Source organism: Aeribacillus sp. FSL K6-2848, assembly GCF_038004325.1.
In the GTDB taxonomy this organism is placed as follows: domain Bacteria; phylum Bacillota; class Bacilli; order Bacillales; family Aeribacillaceae; genus Aeribacillus; species Aeribacillus composti.
Window position 1 is genome coordinate 2,624,508 of record NZ_JBBOQQ010000001.1, and the last position, 20,166, is coordinate 2,644,673.

20 protein-coding genes and 1 other annotated feature are annotated in these 20,166 nt (G+C 40.8%); all 20 genes read right to left on the reverse strand.

Features of this window, described 5'->3' with window-relative positions:
• Complete coding sequence (locus NSS70_RS12570; RefSeq protein WP_063388472.1) at positions 1–1,278, reverse strand: dihydroorotase; 1,278 nt, start codon at positions 1,276–1,278, stop codon at positions 1–3.
• Positions 1,262–2,176, reverse strand: coding sequence for an aspartate carbamoyltransferase catalytic subunit (locus NSS70_RS12575; protein WP_339196626.1), 915 nt, complete (start codon positions 2,174–2,176; stop codon positions 1,262–1,264). The genes NSS70_RS12570 and NSS70_RS12575 overlap by 17 nt, the downstream gene beginning before the upstream one ends.
• Before the next feature lie 155 nt (positions 2,177–2,331).
• Entirely contained in the window at positions 2,332–3,627 is a 1,296-nt protein-coding gene (locus tag NSS70_RS12580; protein WP_339196629.1) for a solute carrier family 23 protein, read from the reverse strand.
• Positions 3,628–3,772: 145 nt separating this feature from the next.
• Complete coding sequence (gene pyrR / locus NSS70_RS12585) at positions 3,773–4,318, reverse strand: bifunctional pyr operon transcriptional regulator/uracil phosphoribosyltransferase PyrR (protein ID WP_063388474.1); 546 nt, start codon at positions 4,316–4,318, stop codon at positions 3,773–3,775.
• A 163-nt stretch (positions 4,319–4,481) separates the two neighbouring features.
• Entirely contained in the window at positions 4,482–5,396 is a 915-nt protein-coding gene (locus NSS70_RS12590; protein ID WP_339196632.1) for an RluA family pseudouridine synthase, read from the reverse strand.
• Positions 5,397–5,399: 3 nt separating this feature from the next.
• Positions 5,400–5,861, reverse strand: a complete 462-nt coding sequence (gene lspA, locus NSS70_RS12595; protein ID WP_445206675.1) for a signal peptidase II — start codon at positions 5,859–5,861, stop codon at positions 5,400–5,402.
• A gap of 109 nt (positions 5,862–5,970) precedes the next feature.
• Positions 5,971–6,261, reverse strand: coding sequence for a hypothetical protein (locus NSS70_RS12600; RefSeq protein WP_063388477.1), 291 nt, complete (start codon positions 6,259–6,261; stop codon positions 5,971–5,973).
• 300 nt (positions 6,262–6,561) lie between these two features.
• Positions 6,562–9,336 (reverse strand): isoleucine--tRNA ligase, encoded by a 2,775-nt coding sequence (ileS, locus tag NSS70_RS12605; RefSeq protein ID WP_144597715.1) that lies wholly within the window; start codon positions 9,334–9,336, stop codon positions 6,562–6,564.
• A gap of 52 nt (positions 9,337–9,388) precedes the next feature.
• Positions 9,389–9,613: a binding site (T-box leader), on the reverse strand.
• A gap of 51 nt (positions 9,614–9,664) precedes the next feature.
• Complete coding sequence (locus NSS70_RS12610; RefSeq protein ID WP_063388479.1) at positions 9,665–10,174, reverse strand: DivIVA domain-containing protein; 510 nt, start codon at positions 10,172–10,174, stop codon at positions 9,665–9,667.
• A gap of 95 nt (positions 10,175–10,269) precedes the next feature.
• Entirely contained in the window at positions 10,270–11,046 is a 777-nt protein-coding gene (locus tag NSS70_RS12615) for a YlmH family RNA-binding protein (RefSeq protein WP_063388480.1), read from the reverse strand.
• 78 nt (positions 11,047–11,124) lie between these two features.
• Positions 11,125–11,388 carry a YggT family protein gene (locus tag NSS70_RS12620; RefSeq protein WP_063388481.1) on the reverse strand — a complete coding sequence of 88 codons (264 nt, stop codon included), beginning with the start codon at positions 11,386–11,388 and terminating at the stop codon, positions 11,125–11,127.
• 9 nt (positions 11,389–11,397) lie between these two features.
• Entirely contained in the window at positions 11,398–11,859 is a 462-nt protein-coding gene (locus NSS70_RS12625) for a cell division protein SepF (RefSeq protein ID WP_340881725.1), read from the reverse strand.
• Positions 11,860–11,881: 22 nt separating this feature from the next.
• Positions 11,882–12,553 carry a YggS family pyridoxal phosphate-dependent enzyme gene (locus tag NSS70_RS12630; protein ID WP_066246582.1) on the reverse strand — a complete coding sequence of 224 codons (672 nt, stop codon included), beginning with the start codon at positions 12,551–12,553 and terminating at the stop codon, positions 11,882–11,884.
• Between the two features lie 3 nt (positions 12,554–12,556).
• Positions 12,557–13,384 carry a peptidoglycan editing factor PgeF gene (gene pgeF, locus NSS70_RS12635; protein ID WP_063388484.1) on the reverse strand — a complete coding sequence of 276 codons (828 nt, stop codon included), beginning with the start codon at positions 13,382–13,384 and terminating at the stop codon, positions 12,557–12,559.
• An 82-nt stretch (positions 13,385–13,466) separates the two neighbouring features.
• Complete coding sequence (locus NSS70_RS12640) at positions 13,467–13,718, reverse strand: YlmC/YmxH family sporulation protein (protein WP_063388485.1); 252 nt, start codon at positions 13,716–13,718, stop codon at positions 13,467–13,469.
• Between the two features lie 95 nt (positions 13,719–13,813).
• The gene (gene sigG / locus NSS70_RS12645; RefSeq protein ID WP_063388486.1) at positions 13,814–14,590 is read right to left on the reverse strand and encodes an RNA polymerase sporulation sigma factor SigG; all 777 of its coding nucleotides are present in this window, start codon (positions 14,588–14,590) and stop codon (positions 13,814–13,816) included.
• A gap of 131 nt (positions 14,591–14,721) precedes the next feature.
• Positions 14,722–15,441: an RNA polymerase sporulation sigma factor SigE gene (gene sigE / locus NSS70_RS12650; RefSeq protein ID WP_340733940.1), complete on the reverse strand. Its 720-nt coding sequence runs from the start codon at positions 15,439–15,441 to the stop codon at positions 14,722–14,724.
• A 51-nt stretch (positions 15,442–15,492) separates the two neighbouring features.
• On the reverse strand, positions 15,493–16,419 hold the full coding sequence (gene spoIIGA / locus NSS70_RS12655; protein ID WP_327856266.1) for a sigma-E processing peptidase SpoIIGA: 927 nt from the start codon (positions 16,417–16,419) through the stop codon (positions 15,493–15,495).
• Positions 16,420–17,171: 752 nt separating this feature from the next.
• Entirely contained in the window at positions 17,172–18,431 is a 1,260-nt protein-coding gene (gene ltrA / locus NSS70_RS12660) for a group II intron reverse transcriptase/maturase (protein ID WP_094245397.1), read from the reverse strand.
• A gap of 594 nt (positions 18,432–19,025) precedes the next feature.
• Entirely contained in the window at positions 19,026–20,159 is a 1,134-nt protein-coding gene (gene ftsZ, locus NSS70_RS12665; protein ID WP_063388489.1) for a cell division protein FtsZ, read from the reverse strand.
• Positions 20,160–20,166: the final 7 nt, after the last annotated feature.

Genomic DNA, 20,166 nt, shown 5'->3' on the forward strand with positions numbered 1-20,166 from the left:
TTACTCTCCCCTTTTCCAAACGATTTTGCCGTCCACCATTGTTAAAACAGGCCAGCCTTTTGCAAGCCAGCCGTTAAACGGCGTATTTTTTCCTTTTGATGCAAATGTTGAGGCATCTATTCTTTTTTCTTCCTGTAAATCAATGAGCGTCAAATCTGCAGAAATGCCTTCTTTTAATTCCCCCATATCCAAGTTAAAAGCTCTAGCAGGCTTTACCGTCAGCCAATCAACAAGTTGTTTCAATGTAAAAATGCCCCGTTCGACAAAATATGTGTACAAAAGAGGAAAGGCAGTTTCCAACCCGACGATCCCAAACGGCGCCTTATCGACCTCTAAAGATTTCTCCTCCATCGTATGAGGCGCATGATCCGTAGCAATAAAATCGATTGTTCCATCCAACAGCCCTTCGATTAATGCTTTCTTGTCTTCTCTGCCTCTAAGCGGCGGATTCATTTTAAAGTTCGGATTAAGCTCCGGAATATCTTCATCACATAAAAGAAGATGATGCGGGGTCACTTCGCATGTCACGCGGATGCCTGCTTTTTTGGCGTCTCTGACGGCTCTGACAGATTCTTTTGAACTAATATGGCACACGTGGTAATGGCAGCCGCTAGCTTCTGCCAGCAGAACATCTCTTGCAATTTGAACGGACTCACATACAGATGGAATGCCGGATATACCGTGATTTTTTGCAAAAACTCCATCATGGAAGGATCCGCCGTTGATAAGGGTATTGTCTTCACAATGCGCGACAATTGAATATCCTTTCTCCGCCGCTTTTTTCATTGCCTGAAACATCATGCCGGCCGACTGGACACCTACGCCATCGTCCGTAAAGGCAAAAGCACCTTCCTCTTTTAATGCATCAAAATCCGTTAATTCGCTTCCGCTTTGCCCAAGTGTGATCGCTGCATAAGGAAGAACGCGAACCTTTGCTGTTTCTTTAATTCGCTTTTGTAAATTGATCATTTTTTCTTTCGTATCAATAGGCGGCTTCGTATTAGGCATGGAGGCAACGGTTGTAAAGCCGCCCTTCGCTGCAGCCAGCGTGCCGGTGGCAATCGTCTCTTTCGCTTCTCCACCCGGTTCACGCAGATGAACGTGAAGATCGATGAATCCATGGGAAAGAAGCTTTCCGTTGCAATCGATCACGTCTCCCGCTCCATCAGCTATCTCTTCCGATATTTGTTTGACTATTCCGTTTTCCACAAGAACATCCCGTTTTGTCAATTCGCCTTCCTCTGTTAACAATTGCGCATTTTTAAATAGAATGGACATGTTTCTTCTCTCCCCCTTGTGCTTTACTTTCAATCGCCTGTTTTATAACTGCCATGCGGACAAATACACCGTTTTCCATCTGTTTAAAAATTCGCGATCGGCTGCACTCTACTAAATCTCCGTCGATTTCAACTCCTCTGTTGACCGGTGCAGGGTGCATAATAATCGCATGGTCCTTCATCATTTTTTCCCGTTCCTTTGTCAATCCGTACTGCTCCAAATATTGATCAGCTGTCCATTTTTCGCTGTGGCGTTCATGCTGGATTCTTAAGAGCATCACAACATCTGACATTTCGATTGCTTCATTGATCGATACGTATGTACCGTATGGATTGGTGTCGTCCCGAAATTTTTCAGGTCCAGAGAACAATACGGTTGCCCCGAGCCTTGTCAGCACTTCTGCATCAGATCTTGCTACACGGCTGTGGCGAATGTCACCGATGATGGAAACCGTCAATCCGTTAAAACTCCCAAACTCTTCACGAATTGTCATCAAATCGAGCAAACATTGCGTTGGATGGTGTCCGCACCCATCGCCAGCATTTAATATGGATACTTGGACACGGCCGATCAGCTCGTCAAAATACCGATCCTGCGGATGACGGATCACGACTGCCTCGACACCGATTGATTCTAAAGTTTTTACAGTATCGTACAACGATTCTCCTTTTTGAATGCTTGAAGAAGCTCCATCCACATTTAAAATGTCAAGTCCAAGTTTTTTTTCAGCAGCTTCAAAACTAAACCTCGTCCTCGTACTCGGCTCAAAAAACAAGTTGGCGATAAATGTTTGTTCTCCGACTTTCCATCGTTTTCCCATTTTAAAGTGTTCCGCTTCATCCAAAATGGCAATAATCTCTTCAGTTGACAGCGTGCTCATGGTCACTAAATGTTTCATCGCTTTCTTCCCCTTTCCTTTAAATAAAAGCGATTGACGTTTGAATTTTAAAAAAAATACCCTGCCAAGGCATGACAGGGTGTAAGCAAATGGCGAAGCTTGATTTGTCTCACACACCCTTGAAAGCCTCTCTGGACTTTTTTAAAAGGTGATTGCTACGCTACAGAATCTTCTTCATTTGTGTCAAAAATATGTTCTTCTTTTTTTCCTGGGAGCACAAAGTTTAAAATGACGCCAATGATTGCAGCTAATGCCATTCCGTGTAATTCGAAGCTTTCACCGAACTTAATCATTGCTTCGCCAATTCCTATTACTAAGATGACGGAAGTGATAATTAAGTTTCTTTTTTCGTTCAGATCAACTTTATGCTCAATCATCATTCTTAATCCTGAAGATGCGATGATCCCGAAGAGAAGTATTGAAACGCCTCCCATTACTGGAGTTGGAATCGAACTGATCAAGGCTGATATTTTTCCAATAAAGCCAAACAAGATTGCGAATAGAGCTGCACCGGCAATGACATAAACGCTGTAAATTCTTGTAATCGCCAATACGCCGATATTTTCGCCATATGTCGTGTTCGGCGGTCCACCGATAAGAGATGCAATCATGGTTGCCGCTCCGTCGCCGAGAATGGAACGGGCAAGTCCAGGGTCTTTGATTAAATCTTTTCCGATTACTTGGCTTAGCAGCATTTGGTGACCGATATGCTCGGATAATGTCACCACTGCGACTGGAACCATCAGCAGAATGATTTCAGATGTAATGTGAGGTGTATAATCAACAAATGGAATGATAAAGTTCGGGAGCTGAAACCATTTGGCTTCCGCCACTTTTTGAAAGTCGACAATGCCGATTATAAGCGAGTATACATATCCGCCGAAAATTCCGATTAATACAGGGATTAGGTTAAAAAATCCTTTAAAAAATGCCATTGTTATAATGGTGATCAGAAGCGTAACAAGACCTGCTGAAAAGTGAAGCAAGCTGTAATGTCCTTTAGGATCGTTCATGGCCATACTCACAGCTGTTGATGCAAGGCCAAGTCCGATTACCATAATTACTGGACCGACGACAACAGTTGGAAGTAATTTCATAATCCATTTATATCCTGTCTGTTTGATGATAAGTGCGACAACTCCGTAAACTAAACCTGCCAAAAAGCTGCCGATCATCGCCGCTCCTACACCGCCGGCAGCTTTAGCCGCAATTAACGGTGTGATGAAGGCAAAGGAGGAGCCGACATATGCCGGCACTTTTCCTTTTGTGATCAAAATAAATGCGAGTGTGCCGAGACCGCTGGAAATCAAGGCAACAGAAGGATCAATTTTGACTAAAAACGGTACGAGAATCGTTGCTCCAAACATGGCAAATAAATGTTGGAAGCTTAGGGCGAGCCATGTGATAAAATCAGGTTTATCATGAACATCTAGTATAATATTTTGTTTCATGTTTTTTTCCTCCTTATGGAATTTGCATAAAAAAACCTCTTTGGCCGATGAGGCACAAAGAGGTTTTTGCCAAAGTGCATACAAATAGCGTATACACCTTTCGGACCCCTTTGCAGCCTCACGGGACTGCTATTAAAAGGGACATCTATTCATTTTCATAAATGGATACTTTTTCTTTTTCATCTACTTCCAAAAGCTGTACAACAATTTTTTCTGATTTTGAAGTAGGTATGTTTTTTCCGACATAATCCGCTCGGATCGGTAGTTCGCGATGGCCGCGGTCAACAAGTACAGCGAGCTGGATTTGCGCTGGCCTGCCGTAGTCAACAATGGCATCCATCGCTGCCCGTACTGTTCTTCCCGTGTAAAGGACATCGTCCACTAAAATGACTTTTCGATTGTTAATATCGATCGGGATATCTGAACCTTTAACGAGCGGTTCGCCGCTTTCTGTTTTTTGTGTTAAATCATCCCGGTAAAAGGTAATGTCAAGGTTGCCGACAGGTATCTCTTTTCCTTCAATGTCCTCTATTCTTTTTGCAAGACGTTTGGCAAGATAAATTCCCCTTGTCTTGATTCCGACCAAAACACAATTGTCTATCCCTTTATTGTGTTCGATAATTTCGTGGGCTATTCTAGTTAGCGCCCTTCTGATCGCCTGCTCATCTAACACAACCGCTTTTTCCGGCATGCTCATCACCTCAAATTTCGGTTAAAAAAACCTCTCATCCTGAGGATGAGAGGTTTTGTGCATAGCTCACCTATTGCCATACGATTCCTTCTCAGCCTCACGGGACTGCAGTTAAAGGATGCTGTTTTGTCTAAACGTATTATGACAGAGCAGCTCGTAATTGTCAACGATCATTTCGTAACATTTGCAAAATCTTTTCGAATTCTTCCGGAAGCGGTGCTTCAAACTTCAAAAACTCTTTTGTTCTTGGATGCTCAAAACCGAGTACGCCTGCATGAAGTGCCTGTCCACGAATTGGAAGTGTTTTTTTCGGTCCATATTTTGGATCGCCAGCTAGCGGAAAACCGATATATTTCATATGCACGCGGATTTGATGCGTTCTCCCGGTTTCCAGCCTGCATTCTATATATGTAAAATCCGAAAATCGTTCCAGCACATGAAAATGGGTGACAGCTTCTTTACTGTTTGTTTTTGTCACCGTCATTTTTTGCCGATCCTTTGGATCCCTTCCGATCGGAGCATCAATTGTGGCATGGTCGTGCGGAATTACCCCGTGTACAATCGCCTTATATCTCCTTTCAACTCTCTTTTCCATTAATTGATTTGCTAATGATTCATGAGCGTAGTCATTTTTGGCGACCATTAATAAACCTGAAGTGTCTTTATCAATCCGGTGAACAATTCCCGGGCGAAGGACTCCGTTAATGCCGGACAAATCTTTGCAATGATATAAAAGACCGTTCACAAGCGTTCCTGAAGTGTGTCCCGGCGCTGGATGAACGACCATCCCGCGCGGTTTATTGACAACGATGACATCTTCATCCTCATAGTATATATCAAGCTCCATCGGCTCAGGCTTGACATCCAGCTCTTCCGGTTCTGGAACAGATACAGTGATAACATCACCCGTTTGGCACTTGTAATTGGCCTTCACCGATTTTTCATTTACTGAAACAATCCCGTCCTTGATCCAATTTTGGACCGACGTTCTTGACCAATTCTCATTTTTATTGGACAAAAATTTATCTATTCGTTCATGTTCCTCTTTTTCCGTCACAACAAAAGTAAATTGCTCCATTTTCTACTCCTTTTGCTTCTTTTCTTCAAAAAACAAAAAATATATGAAAAGTAAAATAACACCAATTGTTAAAGACGAATCGGCAATATTAAAAATTGGAAAATTATAGCCGAAAATATATGTATGAATAAAGTCCACCACCTCTTTACGGTAAAGGCGGTCAATAAAATTCCCAATCGCTCCGCCGAGCATTAAGCTGAGAGCAACCCCCAGCATTGCATTTTGTTTCGCATATTTTTGCATATAATAAATAATCGCTACGACAACAATAATGGTAATAATATAAAAGAACACCATCTGGTTCTGTAATATTCCCCAAGCCGCTCCTTTATTGCGGTGAGACGTTATGTATAAAAATCCGTTGATAATTTCAATGCTTTCGCCAATTTCCATATTTTTTACGATCAGCCATTTTGTCCATTGGTCGAGAGCGATGACAAATAATGCAATCAAATATTTAAGCACACTGTGTTCCCCCACTCACTGGCAAGTTTCCATCAAATTTTAGCACATTTTTTGACAAACAGTAAAGAAGGGGAACAAGCAAAAAAGTGAAGCTTGTTCACTTCACTTCTTAATGATATTCTAGTGTTTTTTTTAAATATGATTTCATATTGAGAAAATCATGAATCGTTCTGGCTGTCGGAATTTGTGCCAATTGTTCGAGCGGCAATTTTTGCAATGTTTCTTCACATATGCCATAAAGTCCATATTCCATTTTTTCCAATGCAAGCTCAACATCGTTGAGCTCATTTTTTACATCCCGGATAAAAATCGGGTCATCCAATTGACTTTTGGCGAGCCGCGCATTGAGTTCGTCCTTCATTAACGTTAATTCGTCTTTGATTTGATCGAGCGGATTCATTATTAAAACCCCCTCGTCTGTTTTGTATTTATATTGTAACCGCCGTACTGCCTCCTATCACATTCAAGTTTTTCCACACACGTAAATAGCGGCTTGGAAATGATTCACACTTTAAAAGCTAAAAGCTGAATTCTTCTTTCAATTTTGAGCAAAGTATTCATTTTTGAAAAAGCATCCGAGAAAACTTTTCCAATTGACTATGACGGATTTCAATGAAAGATCGTTCTTTTTATGACACTTCTTTATGAGGAAGCATTGCTAAATGAAAAAACTCCCTGTTTGCACAGGGAGCTGATAAAACTATGCTAGATGGCTGTAGTGATCTTTCACAATGCTTGCACATCTTTTGCACAATGTCGGATGGTCTTGATCAGTGCCTATATCTGTTGAAACAACCCAACATCTTTCACAAGTCTCACCATCCGCTTGCTTCACAATTATTTTGATGCTATCAAATGTTTGCGCTTCTTCCGGAGCATCTTTGTAATCACCGGCAATTTCTAACTGGGAAACAATAAACAGCTGTTTTAAGTCCTCTTGTATTGAATTGAACAATTCTTTTATTTCTTCGTTCGGATAAAGGATGAGAGCAGCATTTAACGATTTGCCGATCACTTTTTCATTTCGGGCAATTTCCAGGGCCTTTAATACATCATCGCGAACTGACATAAACTGATCCCATTTCGCTTCAATCTCTTTGCTGCCTTCAATCTCTACAGCTTCCGGCATATCGACAAGCTGTACGCTCTTTTCTTCAACTGATTCAATATGTCCCCATACTTCTTCTGTTGTATGCGGCAAAATCGGTGTCATCAGCTTTACAAGAGCAAGAAGCGCTTCATATAAAACCGTTTGGATAGAACGTCGATTATGGCTGTCAGCAGCCTCAATATACAGAATGTCTTTTGCAAAATCAAGATAAAATGAGCTTAGCTCAATCGTACAGAAATTGTGAACGTCATGATAGATGGATGCAAAATCATATTCTTCATATGCTTTTCGCACTTTGGCAATTAGTTTATTCAGTTTAATGAGAATATAGCGATCCACTTCTCTTAATTTTTCTACAGAAACACGATGCTGATTTGGATCAAAATCAAACAAATTTCCTAACAAGAAACGGTACGTGTTGCGAATTTTCCGATATACTTCAGATACTTGTTTTAAGATTGCATCAGAGACGCGAACGTCCGATTGATAATCAACTGATGCTACCCATAGACGAAGAATATCTGCTCCAAACTGTTCCGTCACTTTGGCAGGAACAACAACATTTCCTAGCGATTTGCTCATTTTCCGTCCTTCGCCGTCCAGCGCAAATCCATGGCTTAAAACGCCTTTATATGGAGCTTTTCCGGTGACAGCAACTGCTGTAGACAGCGATGAATTAAACCAGCCGCGATATTGGTCAGAGCCTTCTAAATAAAGATCAGCAGGACGCTGCAAATCTTCCCGTTCAACTAAAACTGCTTGATGAGAAGAGCCTGAATCGAACCAAACGTCCATAATGTCTGTTTCTTTTGTAAAAATGCCGTTCGGGCTTGAAGGGTGTGTAAATCCTTCTGGAAGCAGGTCTTTTGCTTCGCGTTCAAACCAAACATTCGAGCCGTGCTCGCGGAACAGTTTTGCCACATGTTCAATCGTTTCATCTGTTATGATCGGCTCCCCATTTTCACCATAAAACACTGGAATTGGCACGCCCCATGCCCGCTGACGGGAAATACACCAATCGCTTCGATCGCGGATCATGTTATGAATGCGAATTTCTCCCCAATTAGGGATCCATTTCGTTTCTTTAATTGCTTGCAGCAATTCGTCTCGAAAATCTTTAATGGACGCAAACCATTGCGCTGTTGCTCTGAAAATCGTTGGTTTCTTTGTCCGCCAGTCATGTGGATAGGAGTGTGTAATAAATGAAAGCTTTAGCAATGCCCCTACTTCTTCTAATTTTTCCGTTATTTTTTTATTTGCGTCATCATAAAACAATCCTTCGAACCCTGGAGCTTCTTCTGTCATGTACCCTCTTTCGTCGACAGGACATAATACGCCTAGGTTATATTTTTGTCCGACGACAAAATCGTCTTCCCCATGGCCTGGCGCTGTATGGACGCATCCTGTACCAGCGTCGGTCGTTACATGTTCGCCAAGGATCACTAATGAATCGCGGTCATAGAACGGGTGTTTCGCAACCACATATTCCAGCTCTTTGCCTTTAAACGATTTCACTACTTCATATTCTGTCCAGTCCAGCTCTTTTGCCACTTCTTCGAGCAGGGCAGATGCGATCACAAACTTGTCAGCTCCAACCTTCACTACAGAATATTCCAAATCAGGATGAACAGCAATTCCTAAGTTTGCAGGGATAGTCCACGGAGTAGTCGTCCAAATGACGATTTTTTCTCCATCTGTTAATATATTTTTTCCGTCCTTTATTTCAAATGCAACATAAATAGAAGGCGAGCGTTTGTCATAATATTCAATTTCCGCCTCTGCCAAGGCAGATTCGCTCGATGGAGACCAATAAACCGGCTTCAAGCCTTTATAAATATATCCCTTTTTTGCCATTTCTCCAAAGACGCGAATTTGCTGGGCTTCATATTCTGGTTTCAAGGTGACATATGGATTTTTCCAGTCGCCTCGAATTCCAAGGCGTTTAAATTGCACGCGCTGGCGCTCAATTTGCTCCCATGCATATTGCTCGCAATGTTTTCGAAATTGCGCGACATCCATCTCTTTTCGATTGATTTTTTGTTTCTTCAAAAGTGCTGTTTCAATTGGCAGACCGTGCGTATCCCATCCTGGAACATACGGTGCGCAATATCCGCTCATGGATTTATAACGGACAATAATGTCTTTTAAAATTTTGTTTAAGGCATGCCCCATATGAATATCCCCGTTTGCGAACGGAGGACCATCATGTAATATGAAAAGAGGCCGTCCTTTCGTGCGCTCCTGCACTTTTTCATAAATATCCATCTCTTCCCATTTTTTCTGGATCTCAGGTTCTTTTTTCGGAAGGTTTCCTCTCATTGGAAAGTCTGTTTTCGGCATTCGTAGCGTCTCTTTATAATCCATTCCCATTCCTCCACATAATATTTGTTCACTAAAATAAAAAAACTCCTCATCCCTAAGGGACGAGGAGGAATCTCGCGGTACCACCCTTTTAGATGCGCACAAATCATGCACATCCACTCATAAACATAACGGACTTGGCCGCCACAGCCTACTAGCATGTTTCAGCTATGGACTCAAGGGTGATGTTCATCCTTTCGCCTTTACCCGGGCTTCCACCGTCCCCGGTTCGCTGTCATAAAGGGCTTGAAAGGACTACTGTCCCTCTCATTGTTTTGTCATATTCCGTTTTATTTTCGTATTATATGAAATCACGAACAAAAAAGTCAAGTTATACTTTCGGTTCTTCCGCTTCTTCTCCTAAGATTGGCTCGACATTGTATTCCATTAAGTGATCCCAATCATCATTTTTTAGCAGATCAAGCTGTGCTTCGATGAGCATTTGAAAACGGGTGCGGAATACTTTTGACTGCTTTTTCATCTCTTCGATTTCCATTGCAATTTTATGCGATTTAGCAAGTGCTTCATTGATGATTCTGTCAGCATTTTTTTCCGCTTCTTTAATGATCAGCTTCGCTTCCTTTTGAGCGTTTCTTTTCACATCTTCCGCAGCTTCCTGCGCAACTAAAATCGATTTATTTAACGTTTCTTCTATATTTGTAAAGTGATTCAGCTTCTCGGTTAATTCCTTCACCTTTAATTCCAATTCTTTCTTTTCGCGGATGACCATTTCATAATCTTTAATCACTTGATCTAAAAACTCATTTACTTCATCTTCATCATAGCCGCGAAAGCCTTTTGTAAATTCCTTGTTATGAATATCCAGCGGGGTTAAAGGCACAAATTCCACCTCCATATGTATGTTTTTCGCAAAACACTAATCCAATTATAAACGATTTTTCGACAGAATGGGCAAAAATCTTTCCATTTGTAATATTATTTTTGTATTCCGATCTTAATGCGCCACTTATCTTTTCTTGTTTTCCCTTCAATTGCCAAAACTTTGCTTCTTCCGAATCCTCGGACAGATAACACATCATCTTCCGCAATTTCAAAATGAGCATCCTCAACAATTTTCCAATTGACTTTGACAAGACTATTTTCAATAAGCGATTTTATTTTTTGCCGAGATTGGTGATAAACATTTGCTAGAACAGCATCGAGCCGAAGCGAAGAAACGGTGATCAAAGAAATATCCATTTCTTCTTCATGAGAAAACACATCTTCGAATGGAATCTGTTTCAAACGAACGGAAATCTTTCCAATTTTATTCCAGTTCAGCTGCAGAAAATTGGCAATTTCTTGCGCAACCATGACTTGCACCGTTTCATCATGAATGATAATGTCGCCGAACTTGCTCCGTTTTAAGCCGAGCGACATAAGCGATCCAAGCACTTCGCGATGTGATAATGTTACGAATTTTTTCGGGAACATGATTTCAAATGCGAACATTGAAAAATCATCTAATGTCGGTTGAATATAGTCAGGGTAAAAAAAAGCCCGCTTTCTTTCAGCATTTTTATAGCCTCCGAAAAATTGCACGTGAACATCCGGATTTTCACCGATCAATGTCTTAATGATTTTCTGTTCCCGCGGATCTAAAAAATCGGTCAATTTTGGCCGATATTGCTCAGTCACAATTTGTTTCCATCCAAAGACTTTGTCAATGAACTCCCTTTCTTCTTTGCGAAAATGCTGATAAACACTCTCCATAAGAGACAACTCCAATTATGATATGAAAAGAGCCGATTGGCATACAAAACAATTCGAATGTCAATCGGCGAATGAATTTTATGAAATCATACTAAAAAGAGCATACAGCCCATAATCTGCAAAATGCAGGGCAATCAATGCAACAATAGGAGATACATCAATCATCCCTAATGGAGGAATGATTCTTCTAAACGGTTCTAAATAAGGCTCACATATAGCCGCTAAAAATTGTCCAATGGACGTTTCCCTTGCATTCGGAAACCAAGACATCAAAATATAAATGATAATCGCATAGGAATAAATATCGAGCAAAAAACTTAATATGTTATATATTGTCCCCATCAATCATTTCTACCACCTTTTATTTTCATCATCTGCCATGAAATCGGAAATGGAGCCGGCGACATCTACGTTATCTGGGGTACATAAAAATATGTTTGTTCCAACACGCTGGATGTCTCCGCCAATCGCATAAACAGTGCCGCTTAAAAAATCAACAATTCTTTTTGCCTGATCATGCCCGATCCGCTGCAAATTGACAATGCATGAACGGCGGTTTTTCAGATGATCAGCAATTTCTTGCGCCTCTGAATACGTTCTTGGCTCACATAATATTACTTTAGTGGATTTTTGGGCGCTTTGCAAACTTACAACATTTTGTTTTCCGAAAGCGGCATTTTTTTCAACGCTGCTGTTGTGATTGAACATAATCGGTTCATGTTGGTGTTTCTCTTCCGGAGCTTCCATATCTTCAATCTCATAATCTTCATCATCGATAGCAAAAAAGCTTTTAAATTTATTCTTTAAGCTCATCTGATTTACCTCCAGTTTCGTTTTATGTACCTACTAGCGAGGAGCCGATGCGAAGATAAGTAGCCCCTTCTTCAACCGCGATTTTGTAGTCGTTGGACATCCCCATTGATAGCTCTGTACATGGTGCATTCGCTATATTTAGTGCTTTCACTTGTTCCTGCAGTTGCTTTAAACTTCGGAAGCATCTTCTGATTTCATCTTCATCTTCTGTAAATGGAGCCATTGTCATTAATCCGACAACTTCGATATGGCGATACTCCTTCAACTGTTGAATAAAATCAATGCATTGTTCAGGAGCCACGCCATGCTTTGACTGTTCGCCAGATGTATTTACTTGCACAAAGCATTTGATCGTTCGATCTGCTCTTTTTTCAATTTCGTTTGCTAGCGATATTCTATCCAACGAATGAATATAATCGACCTTGTCTATAATATTTTTCACTTTTCGAGTTTGAAGTGTGCCGATGAAATGCCAGACAGCTTTTGACCCAATGCTGTTATATTTCGATAAAAAACCGTCATCCCTGTTTTCGCCTAAGTGTAAAATGCCTGAATTTATCGCCTCTATAGCCCGTTCTACCGTTACATATTTCGTCACTGCAATAATTTGGATATCATCTATTTTTCGATTTGATTTTTTGCATGCTTGTTCGATTTCCTGTTGGATTCGTGCTAAATTTTCTTTCACTGACAAGGCTTAGTATCCCTCCTTCAAACCGATAAATCCCATCATTCGTCCTGTTTTCCCTTGATCTCTTCGATGGGAAAAAAACAAATCTTGATCGCAGCTTGTACAATATGAGGTCAATAGGATTTGATGTTCCGGCACTCCTTTTTTCATTAACAATCTTTTGTTGATTTCTGCAAGATGAATAGAATAAAGGCCGTTCTCAAGCTGTTTATAAAATGTCGTCTCATTGTCAAAAAGAGGTTTGATCGCATCGATCACATCGTCATTGACGACATAACAGCATTCGCCGATTGAAGGACCTATGGCTGCAAATATATTTTGAGCTTGCACACCTTCGTGCAAAACCCAACTGTCGATCATTTCACCTGCTATATTTTTCGCAGTCCCTCTCCAGCCCGCATGTGCGATGCCAATCAGTGAGTCTTTTGGAGAAAAAAAGAAAATCGGAACACAATCAGCAAAAAAAAGGGAAAGTAATATATTTTTTTCCGATGTGTATAGGCCGTCCGTTTGAGTGATGCATTGACGATATGTAAAAACCCCTGATCCTTTATGTTTATTTACTACCTTGACAATTTGTTTGTCATGGACTTGATCGGCACATACCCAGTTCGGTAGATCAAAACGAATTTTGTCCCCAATGATTTTTCGATTTTTGATCACCGTTTCCTTTTCATCATTCACATGAAGACCTAAATTTAATGAAGCAAAACCATTCTTGGAAAATCCTCCTTTTCTCGTCGTAAAACCTGCTGTAATCTGAGAATGAAGCTTCGCCCAAGCAGGTATGGAGAAAAAAGATTCATCTGTTAATTGAAACGGTTCATGTTTCATTGTACCATTCCTCTTCGACAATTCTCTTATTTTTATTTTAACATATCTTTAAGCCAACATTTAACCAAAATTCGTGCGATTCTTATTCTGTTTCAACATTTTTCGAAACTCTTACTAAAATAACATCTTTTCCGATTTTTACGATGTTCCTCCAAGGAATGACAATTTCTTCCCCTTTTCCAAAAAAACCTAAAACCTTCCCTTGACTAGTGATCATGATCGCTTGAATTTTACCAGTTTTTAAGTCGATGTCAACGTCTTCAATGCTTCCTAATTTTTTTCCGTCATGGACATTCACAACATCTTTTATTTGCAAATCGGAAATATGGATCATGCCGGCTTCTCCCCTCAAGTATTTTTACAATCAGTATATGAGTTTTTTTTTGAATGATGATAAAGGGCCACATTCAAAAGAATGTGGCCCAATGATTATTGAATATTTTTGGTCATTTGTTTAATGGCAGCTTTTTCAAGCCGAGAAACTTGAGCTTGGGAAATGCCGATTTCTTCTGCTACCTCCATTTGTGTTTTGCCTTGAAAAAACCTTTTTTTCAATATCAGCTTCTCCCGATCATTCAATCGTCTGATCCCCTCTTTTAGAACAATTTCTTCAATCCACTTGGAATCGCGGTTTCGCTCGTCGCTTAACTGATCCATGACAAAGATCGGATCACCGCCGTCGTTATAAATCGGTTCAAATAATGAAACTGGATCTTGAATGGCGTCTAAAGCAAAAACGATTTCTTCATGCGGCACATTCAGCTCTTTAGCAATTTCTTCTGCCTTCGGCTCACGTGACGTTTCGCTCATGAGTTTTTCACGCACCTGCAAAGCTTTATAGGCAATATCACGCAATGATCTTGAAACACGTATCGGATTGTTGTCTCGCAAATATCGACGAATTTCACCGATGATCATCGGTACAGCATAAGTAGAAAATTTTACGTTTTGGCTCAGATCAAAATTATCTATAGATTTCATCAACCCAATACATCCTACTTGAAAAAGATCATCGACAAACTCGCCTCTGTTATTAAATCTTTGGATGACGCTTAAAACGAGTCGCAAATTTCCGTTGACAAGCTTTTCTCTGGCTGATAAATCACCGCTTTGCATTTGTTTAAATAATTCTCGCATTTCTTCATTTTTTAAAACAGGAAGCTTCGAAGTATCAACACCGCAAATTTCAACTTTATTTCTTGTCATTTCGTTTCCCCCTTACAGGAGTTCTTGCTGTCTTAAGTTAAGTATCTCCCTGAAGGGGAAAAATATGCACAAGCTTTTCAGAGTGGACACGCTGTTGATTTTTCGCTATACATGCGACTAGCAAGCAAAAATTACACCATTTTATTAAATTCTTTTCGAAGACGCTTAAGAATTCTTTTTTCCAATCTTGATATGTAAGATTGAGAAATCCCGAGCATGTCAGCCACATCTTTTTGCGTTTTTTCTTCTCCGCCATGCAATCCAAACCTAAGCTCCATTATTTGTTTTTCTCGTTCATTTAATTGCTGCAGCGCCCGCATTAATAGCTTTCGGTCAACATTAGCCTCCAAATCCTTTGTAATAATATCGTCTTCTGTTCCGAGAACATCCGAAAGAAGCAGTTCGTTTCCATCCCAATCAATGTTCAACGGTTCATCAAAAGAAACTTCAGATCTTGTTTTATTATTTCTGCGCAAATACATTAATATTTCATTTTCTATACATCTAGATGCATATGTCGCAAGCTTGATCTTTTTTTCGGGATTAAAGGTGTTGACTGCTTTAATTAGCCCGATCGTCCCAATGCTGATCAAATCTTCAATATTGATGCCGGTGTTTTCAAATTTTCGGGCAATATACACGACAAGGCGCAAATTTCGTTCAATCAAAATCGAACGGGCAGCCTTATCGCCGCTCGGAAGTTTTTTTAATAGCATTTCTTCCTCTTCCTTCGAAAGCGGAGGCGGCAGCGCTTCGCTTCCGCCGATATAATAAATTTCATCTGTTTTGATCCCTAATTTTGTTAAAAACTTGTACCATATATACGTGAGATAAAGCTTAATTTTTTTCATGTTGTTCCCCCTTCTAAACAAATTGGTTTATGAGTATGCTATGAATAAAGGCTAAGAAGCATCTTTTTGTTTACCCGTCTGGATCATTTTTGGATGAATAATGCATTGATAATCGTCTTCGCTTGAAAGCCGCGAATGATTTAGTCCAATAAGCGGGCGGGACAGCATTAATGATTCTTCTTTTGTATGAATCACCACTTCGTCTGCTATTACAGCTAATAATAACTGAAGATCCTGGCCAACTGACCGGTACGGAATAATTTTCAGCCTGCCGATCCATTCTTTCTGTTCTATCGCTGTCACAGCCTCCATAGGATTTCGATTAGAAATGACTTGGTGCATACTTTCAGGAAACACGGTCATTAATTTTTCCGCTTCGGCAATCATGACTGGCTTCTTAGTGATGGGATCATACAATTGGTTGCCGCTGTCAATCAATCCTTTTACTATTACTTTTTTCTCCATCATCGTGATCGAAACATCGACAATTTGATCATAGTGGATTTTTTTTGCTTCAACCTGTTCAAGCCGCAAGCGGGAAAAATACCAAATAATCGGAAAGCCGACCACGATAAATAACCAGCTGACAGGATTTCCGAAGCCATTTCCATTTGTTAAAATCATGTTATTTTGAAATGAAAAGCCTACTTGAAAAAAATAATAAGTGCCAAGCATACCTCCCCCAACTGCAAAAGTGACAAAATAGAAAGTCAATAAATTTTCTATAAAGTAGCGAAACTTCTTAAAGCCAAAAGCATAAAGAACCATCACACATGAGAGGATTAGTTTTGATTCCGGACGGCTCGCCAGCTGTGCGAAAGGCGAAAAAAGCAATATCACAATAGCGGAGCCGATGAGTGAAGCAATCATTATTTTTTTCCATACAATGTTTCTCTTTAAGATGATTGCTGTAAGAAAAAGGAGCATGATATCAAAGCAAAAATTCATCAGCCAAATAGCATCCAAATAAATGGTCAACCGCCTCTTCCTCTCCCACCATTCAATTTTCTAGGCTTCTGACTTGCTATTAATAGGTAGTATAAACGCTATTCATTCCAAATTGTGTCAAATAGTGGCGAGTACAGCATACAATTTTTGACGGATTCCTAATGTTTTCGTCGAATGGAAAAATGGTTAAAGAAAAAAAAACGGTACAAGCCTTTTAGAGGAAGAAAGCTAAATTGCTGAAGTTGTAAACACTTTCGTTAAGAGACGATGGGGAAATTACAGGAGATCTTTTCTTAAAAAAGCTGTGTAAATGTTTATACTTTTTCAGAACGAGGAAAAAGCCTGGCTAAAAAGCCAGGTCCTTTCGCGTATATATCTGCAATTTATATTCCACAAAAAATATTAGAACTTACCATATACATGGCATTAAATTTTCAGCAAGGATCCGCATTTTTTTCAAATGGCATGTCGTATTTTTTCATAAAGTTTTGATTCATTCGTTTTGCTATTTTCGGGAACGCGTTCAAATCTGTTTATCTATTTTTACATAATTTTTTGATTCTTTCCGCCGTAATACGATTTTTGAACAAATCATGCCTAATAGGAATCTCTGAATCTTGCAAATATTTATGTTCCAGTCCAATATTTAAACTGTTTTACGCATGCAAATATTAAAAATCTTCCATTTTCCCGCTTGATGAGCTTTAAATCGAGTAGGAGGGGGTGACTAACCCCCGACCTCTCACACCACCGTACGTACCGTTCGGTATACGGCGGTTCAATTAAGTATGACGTAGTGCTTGATATCTTTCGAATAGACTTCTTAACCCTCGACGCTTCCAATAGGAGTTGTCGAGGGTTTTGTGTAGAATGGGACTGCAGGCAATCCGCCAATATTTCTTGCGTGTATTGCCCCATTCGAATGCTTTATGGCTTGGAACTTCTAATCCTCTGAGTTTCCGAATTCTTGTTTTCGGGGTTTTCCATTCTTTCCACAAACACATCCGAAGCCTTCGTCTAATCCATTCATCAAATTCTTTGAACTTACTTGGTGTTTCTGCCAAGGCAAAATATCCGCACCATCCCATTAAATACTTATTCAGTTTCTCAATCCTTTTCTCCATTGGATACGGTTTCGACCTTGATGTAATTTCACGGATCTTGTTCTTCAAACGTTTCACACTTTCGTTCGCAATCCGTACCTTTGGAGTCTTATTGAGTGTGAAGCTGAAACCGAGAAACTTCCGTTTCCAAGGACGGTCTACCGCCGATTTCTCTTTATTTACCTTGAGCTTTAACTCCTTCTCTATAAAGTTCGTAATGGAGTTCATGACACGAATTCCTGCTTTCTTTGTTTTCACATAGATGTTACAGTCATCCGCATACCGAACAAACTTATGTCCACGTTTCTCAAGCTCTTTATCCAATTCATGAAGCATGATGTTTGATAAAAGTGGACTAAGCGGGCCGCCTTGAGGCGTTCCCATGTCCGTTTCCATTACCACTCCATTGATCATCACGCCTGATTGAAGATACCGGCGAATTACCTTCAGTAGAATTCGATCTTTGATCGTTTTCGCCAAGATCCCCATCAGTTTGTCGTGATTCACCTTGTCAAAGAATTTCTCTAGGTCTATATCGACTACCCAACGATATCCTTCTTTGATATAACCCTTTGCTTCCCTAACCGCATCATGTCCCCTTCTACCTGGTCGGAAACCATAGCTATGGTTCGAGAAGGTCGGATCAAAGATTTTCGTCAACACTTGGGCAATCGCTTGTTGGATGAAACGATCCGTCACGGTAGGGATCCCTAGAAGTCTTACTCCACCGTTCGGTTTCGGGATTTCGACTCGACGGACGGGTAAGGGCTTGTAGGTTCCTTCTCTCAACGACTGTCGAATGGAGTCCCAATTTTCGTAGAGGTGTCTTCGTAGGTCTTTTACGGACATGCCATCTACTCCGTGACCTCCTTTATTCTGTTCGACTCGTTTCAGTGCCGCCAGGAGATTTTCCCGTGACAAAATCATTTCCATCAACATTGATATCCTCTCCACGTGAACGAATTCTTCTATTTGTGCCATCTTCTGCTCCACCCTCTTGAAGTCCCCCGTGGGGTTCACCACTTCCTCCTTCAAGTAAGTCCTATCGGATTGTCTGCTTCCACACAGAAGGTGAACGCCTAGCGATTCGTTCTCCTTAATTGTTCAGTCCTTCCTCTTTCGTCTCGAGCTCGAAAAGAGTACTATGACTTCTGCTGACTTCTGACTGTTCAGTTATCTATCACTAGATAGGTTACCAAGGTTACTTGGCGTGCCAGCCAGATCTCCCCGGGTAAGTACATGCACTTTCACACCATCTATCCGCCTCATTTACTCGATATGACCTTCGACAGAAAGAGCTTTGTTTTGTTTCGCAAACTCACTCAATCATACCTAGCCTTATATGAGGTTCGTGTTCCTCGGACCGGTGTTTTGCCTCCAGCTTCCTTCAGATTCCGCGTCACCACGGACACCCTTGCTCTTGGCTAACCTCTACTTCTGTCTTCGGGGTTCGGGACTTACACCCTATAGTTCATGTACATGCCGGGCGCACGAAAAAAGCATGGATGACGTCTATTGTCACCCATGCTTTTTTTAGCGGCGCTTTCTGTTTCTTAAAAATGTCGGGATGTCAAGCGTATCTTCTGCCTGCTGCAATGCACGGCTCGTAATGTCGTGAGTCGGCTCTTCCTTTTTCACTTCACGCTTAGTTGCAACATTTGGCTTCTTATTAGGAGCAAATGGTCTCGCTTCTTGCTTGCTAGGATTTATTTCAGTTTCTCTAAATCCAGTTGCAATCACTGTTACAACAATTTCATCCTTCAAATCTTCATTAATAACAGATCCAAAGATCATGTTGACATCTTGGTCCGAGGCTGATGCAACAATATCGGCTGCTTCTTGAACCTCATATAGGCTTAAATTTGTTCCGCCGGTAATGTTCATCAATACTCCTTGCGCCCCATCGATTGAAGTTTCAAGAAGCGGACTTGAGATTGCTTTTTTGGCAGCTTCAGCCGCTCTGTTCTCTCCCGTTGCTACTCCGATTCCCATCAATGCAGAACCTTTGTTCGACATGATTGTTTTCACGTCCGCAAAGTCTAGATTGATGAGTCCCGGCACAGCAATTAAATCAGAAATACCTTGCACTCCTTGACGAAGAACGTTATCCGCTTCACGGAAAGCTTCAAGCATCGGCGTATTTTTATCAACAATTTCAAGAAGTCTGTCATTCGGAATCACAATAAGAGTGTCAACGGCTTCTTTCATGGCTGCAATTCCACCAGCCGCCTGCATAGCGCGTTTTCTTCCTTCAAACGTGAACGGCCTCGTGACAACGCCGACCGTCAGTGCTCCTAAATCTTTGGCAATTTGCGCAATGACAGGTGCTGCACCAGTTCCGGTGCCTCCTCCCATTCCAGCCGTTACAAACACCATGTCTGCACCTTTTACAGCTTCTTCAATTTGTTCCTTGTTTTCTTCAGCAGCTTTTTTTCCGACCTCTGGATTTGCTCCTGCACCAAGGCCCCTTGTCAATTTTGCGCCAATTTGCATTTTTGTTTCTGCTTTTGAAAGGTTTAATGCTTGTGCATCAGTGTTGACAGCAATGAACTCTACACCTTGCACACCATGTTCAATCATCCGGTTGACGGCATTATTTCCGCCGCCTCCTACTCCAATAACTTTAATTGTTGCAAAGCCGTCAATATTCGTATCGAACTCCAACATGCAAAAT

What these genes read in the sequence shown, in the direction of transcription:
- pgeF (WP_063388484.1), bottom strand. Translation starts at nt 13,384, where the DNA reads ATGAAACATGAACCGTTTCAATTAACAGATGAATCTTTTTTCTCCATA.
- sigG (WP_063388486.1), bottom strand. Translation starts at nt 14,590, where the DNA reads ATGACAAGAAATAAAGTTGAAATTTGCGGTGTTGATACTTCGAAGCTT.
- sigE (WP_340733940.1), bottom strand. Translation starts at nt 15,441, where the DNA reads ATGAAAAAAATTAAGCTTTATCTCACGTATATATGGTACAAGTTTTTA.
- ileS (WP_144597715.1), bottom strand. Translation starts at nt 9,336, where the DNA reads ATGGATTATAAAGAGACGCTACGAATGCCGAAAACAGACTTTCCAATG.
- NSS70_RS12640 (WP_063388485.1), bottom strand. Translation starts at nt 13,718, where the DNA reads ATGATCCATATTTCCGATTTGCAAATAAAAGATGTTGTGAATGTCCAT.
- NSS70_RS12620 (WP_063388481.1), bottom strand. Translation starts at nt 11,388, where the DNA reads ATGGGGACAATATATAACATATTAAGTTTTTTGCTCGATATTTATTCC.
- NSS70_RS12580 (WP_339196629.1), bottom strand. Translation starts at nt 3,627, where the DNA reads ATGAAACAAAATATTATACTAGATGTTCATGATAAACCTGATTTTATC.
- NSS70_RS12625 (WP_340881725.1), bottom strand. Translation starts at nt 11,859, where the DNA reads ATGAGCTTAAAGAATAAATTTAAAAGCTTTTTTGCTATCGATGATGAA.
- NSS70_RS12600 (WP_063388477.1), bottom strand. Translation starts at nt 6,261, where the DNA reads ATGAATCCGCTCGATCAAATCAAAGACGAATTAACGTTAATGAAGGAC.
- NSS70_RS12615 (WP_063388480.1), bottom strand. Translation starts at nt 11,046, where the DNA reads ATGGAGAGTGTTTATCAGCATTTTCGCAAAGAAGAAAGGGAGTTCATT.
- ftsZ (WP_063388489.1), bottom strand. Translation starts at nt 20,159, where the DNA reads ATGTTGGAGTTCGATACGAATATTGACGGCTTTGCAACAATTAAAGTT.
- ltrA (WP_094245397.1), bottom strand. Translation starts at nt 18,431, where the DNA reads ATGTTGATGGAAATGATTTTGTCACGGGAAAATCTCCTGGCGGCACTG.
- NSS70_RS12590 (WP_339196632.1), bottom strand. Translation starts at nt 5,396, where the DNA reads ATGGAGCAATTTACTTTTGTTGTGACGGAAAAAGAGGAACATGAACGA.
- NSS70_RS12575 (WP_339196626.1), bottom strand. Translation starts at nt 2,176, where the DNA reads ATGAAACATTTAGTGACCATGAGCACGCTGTCAACTGAAGAGATTATT.
- NSS70_RS12570 (WP_063388472.1), bottom strand. Translation starts at nt 1,278, where the DNA reads ATGTCCATTCTATTTAAAAATGCGCAATTGTTAACAGAGGAAGGCGAA.
- pyrR (WP_063388474.1), bottom strand. Translation starts at nt 4,318, where the DNA reads ATGCCGGAAAAAGCGGTTGTGTTAGATGAGCAGGCGATCAGAAGGGCG.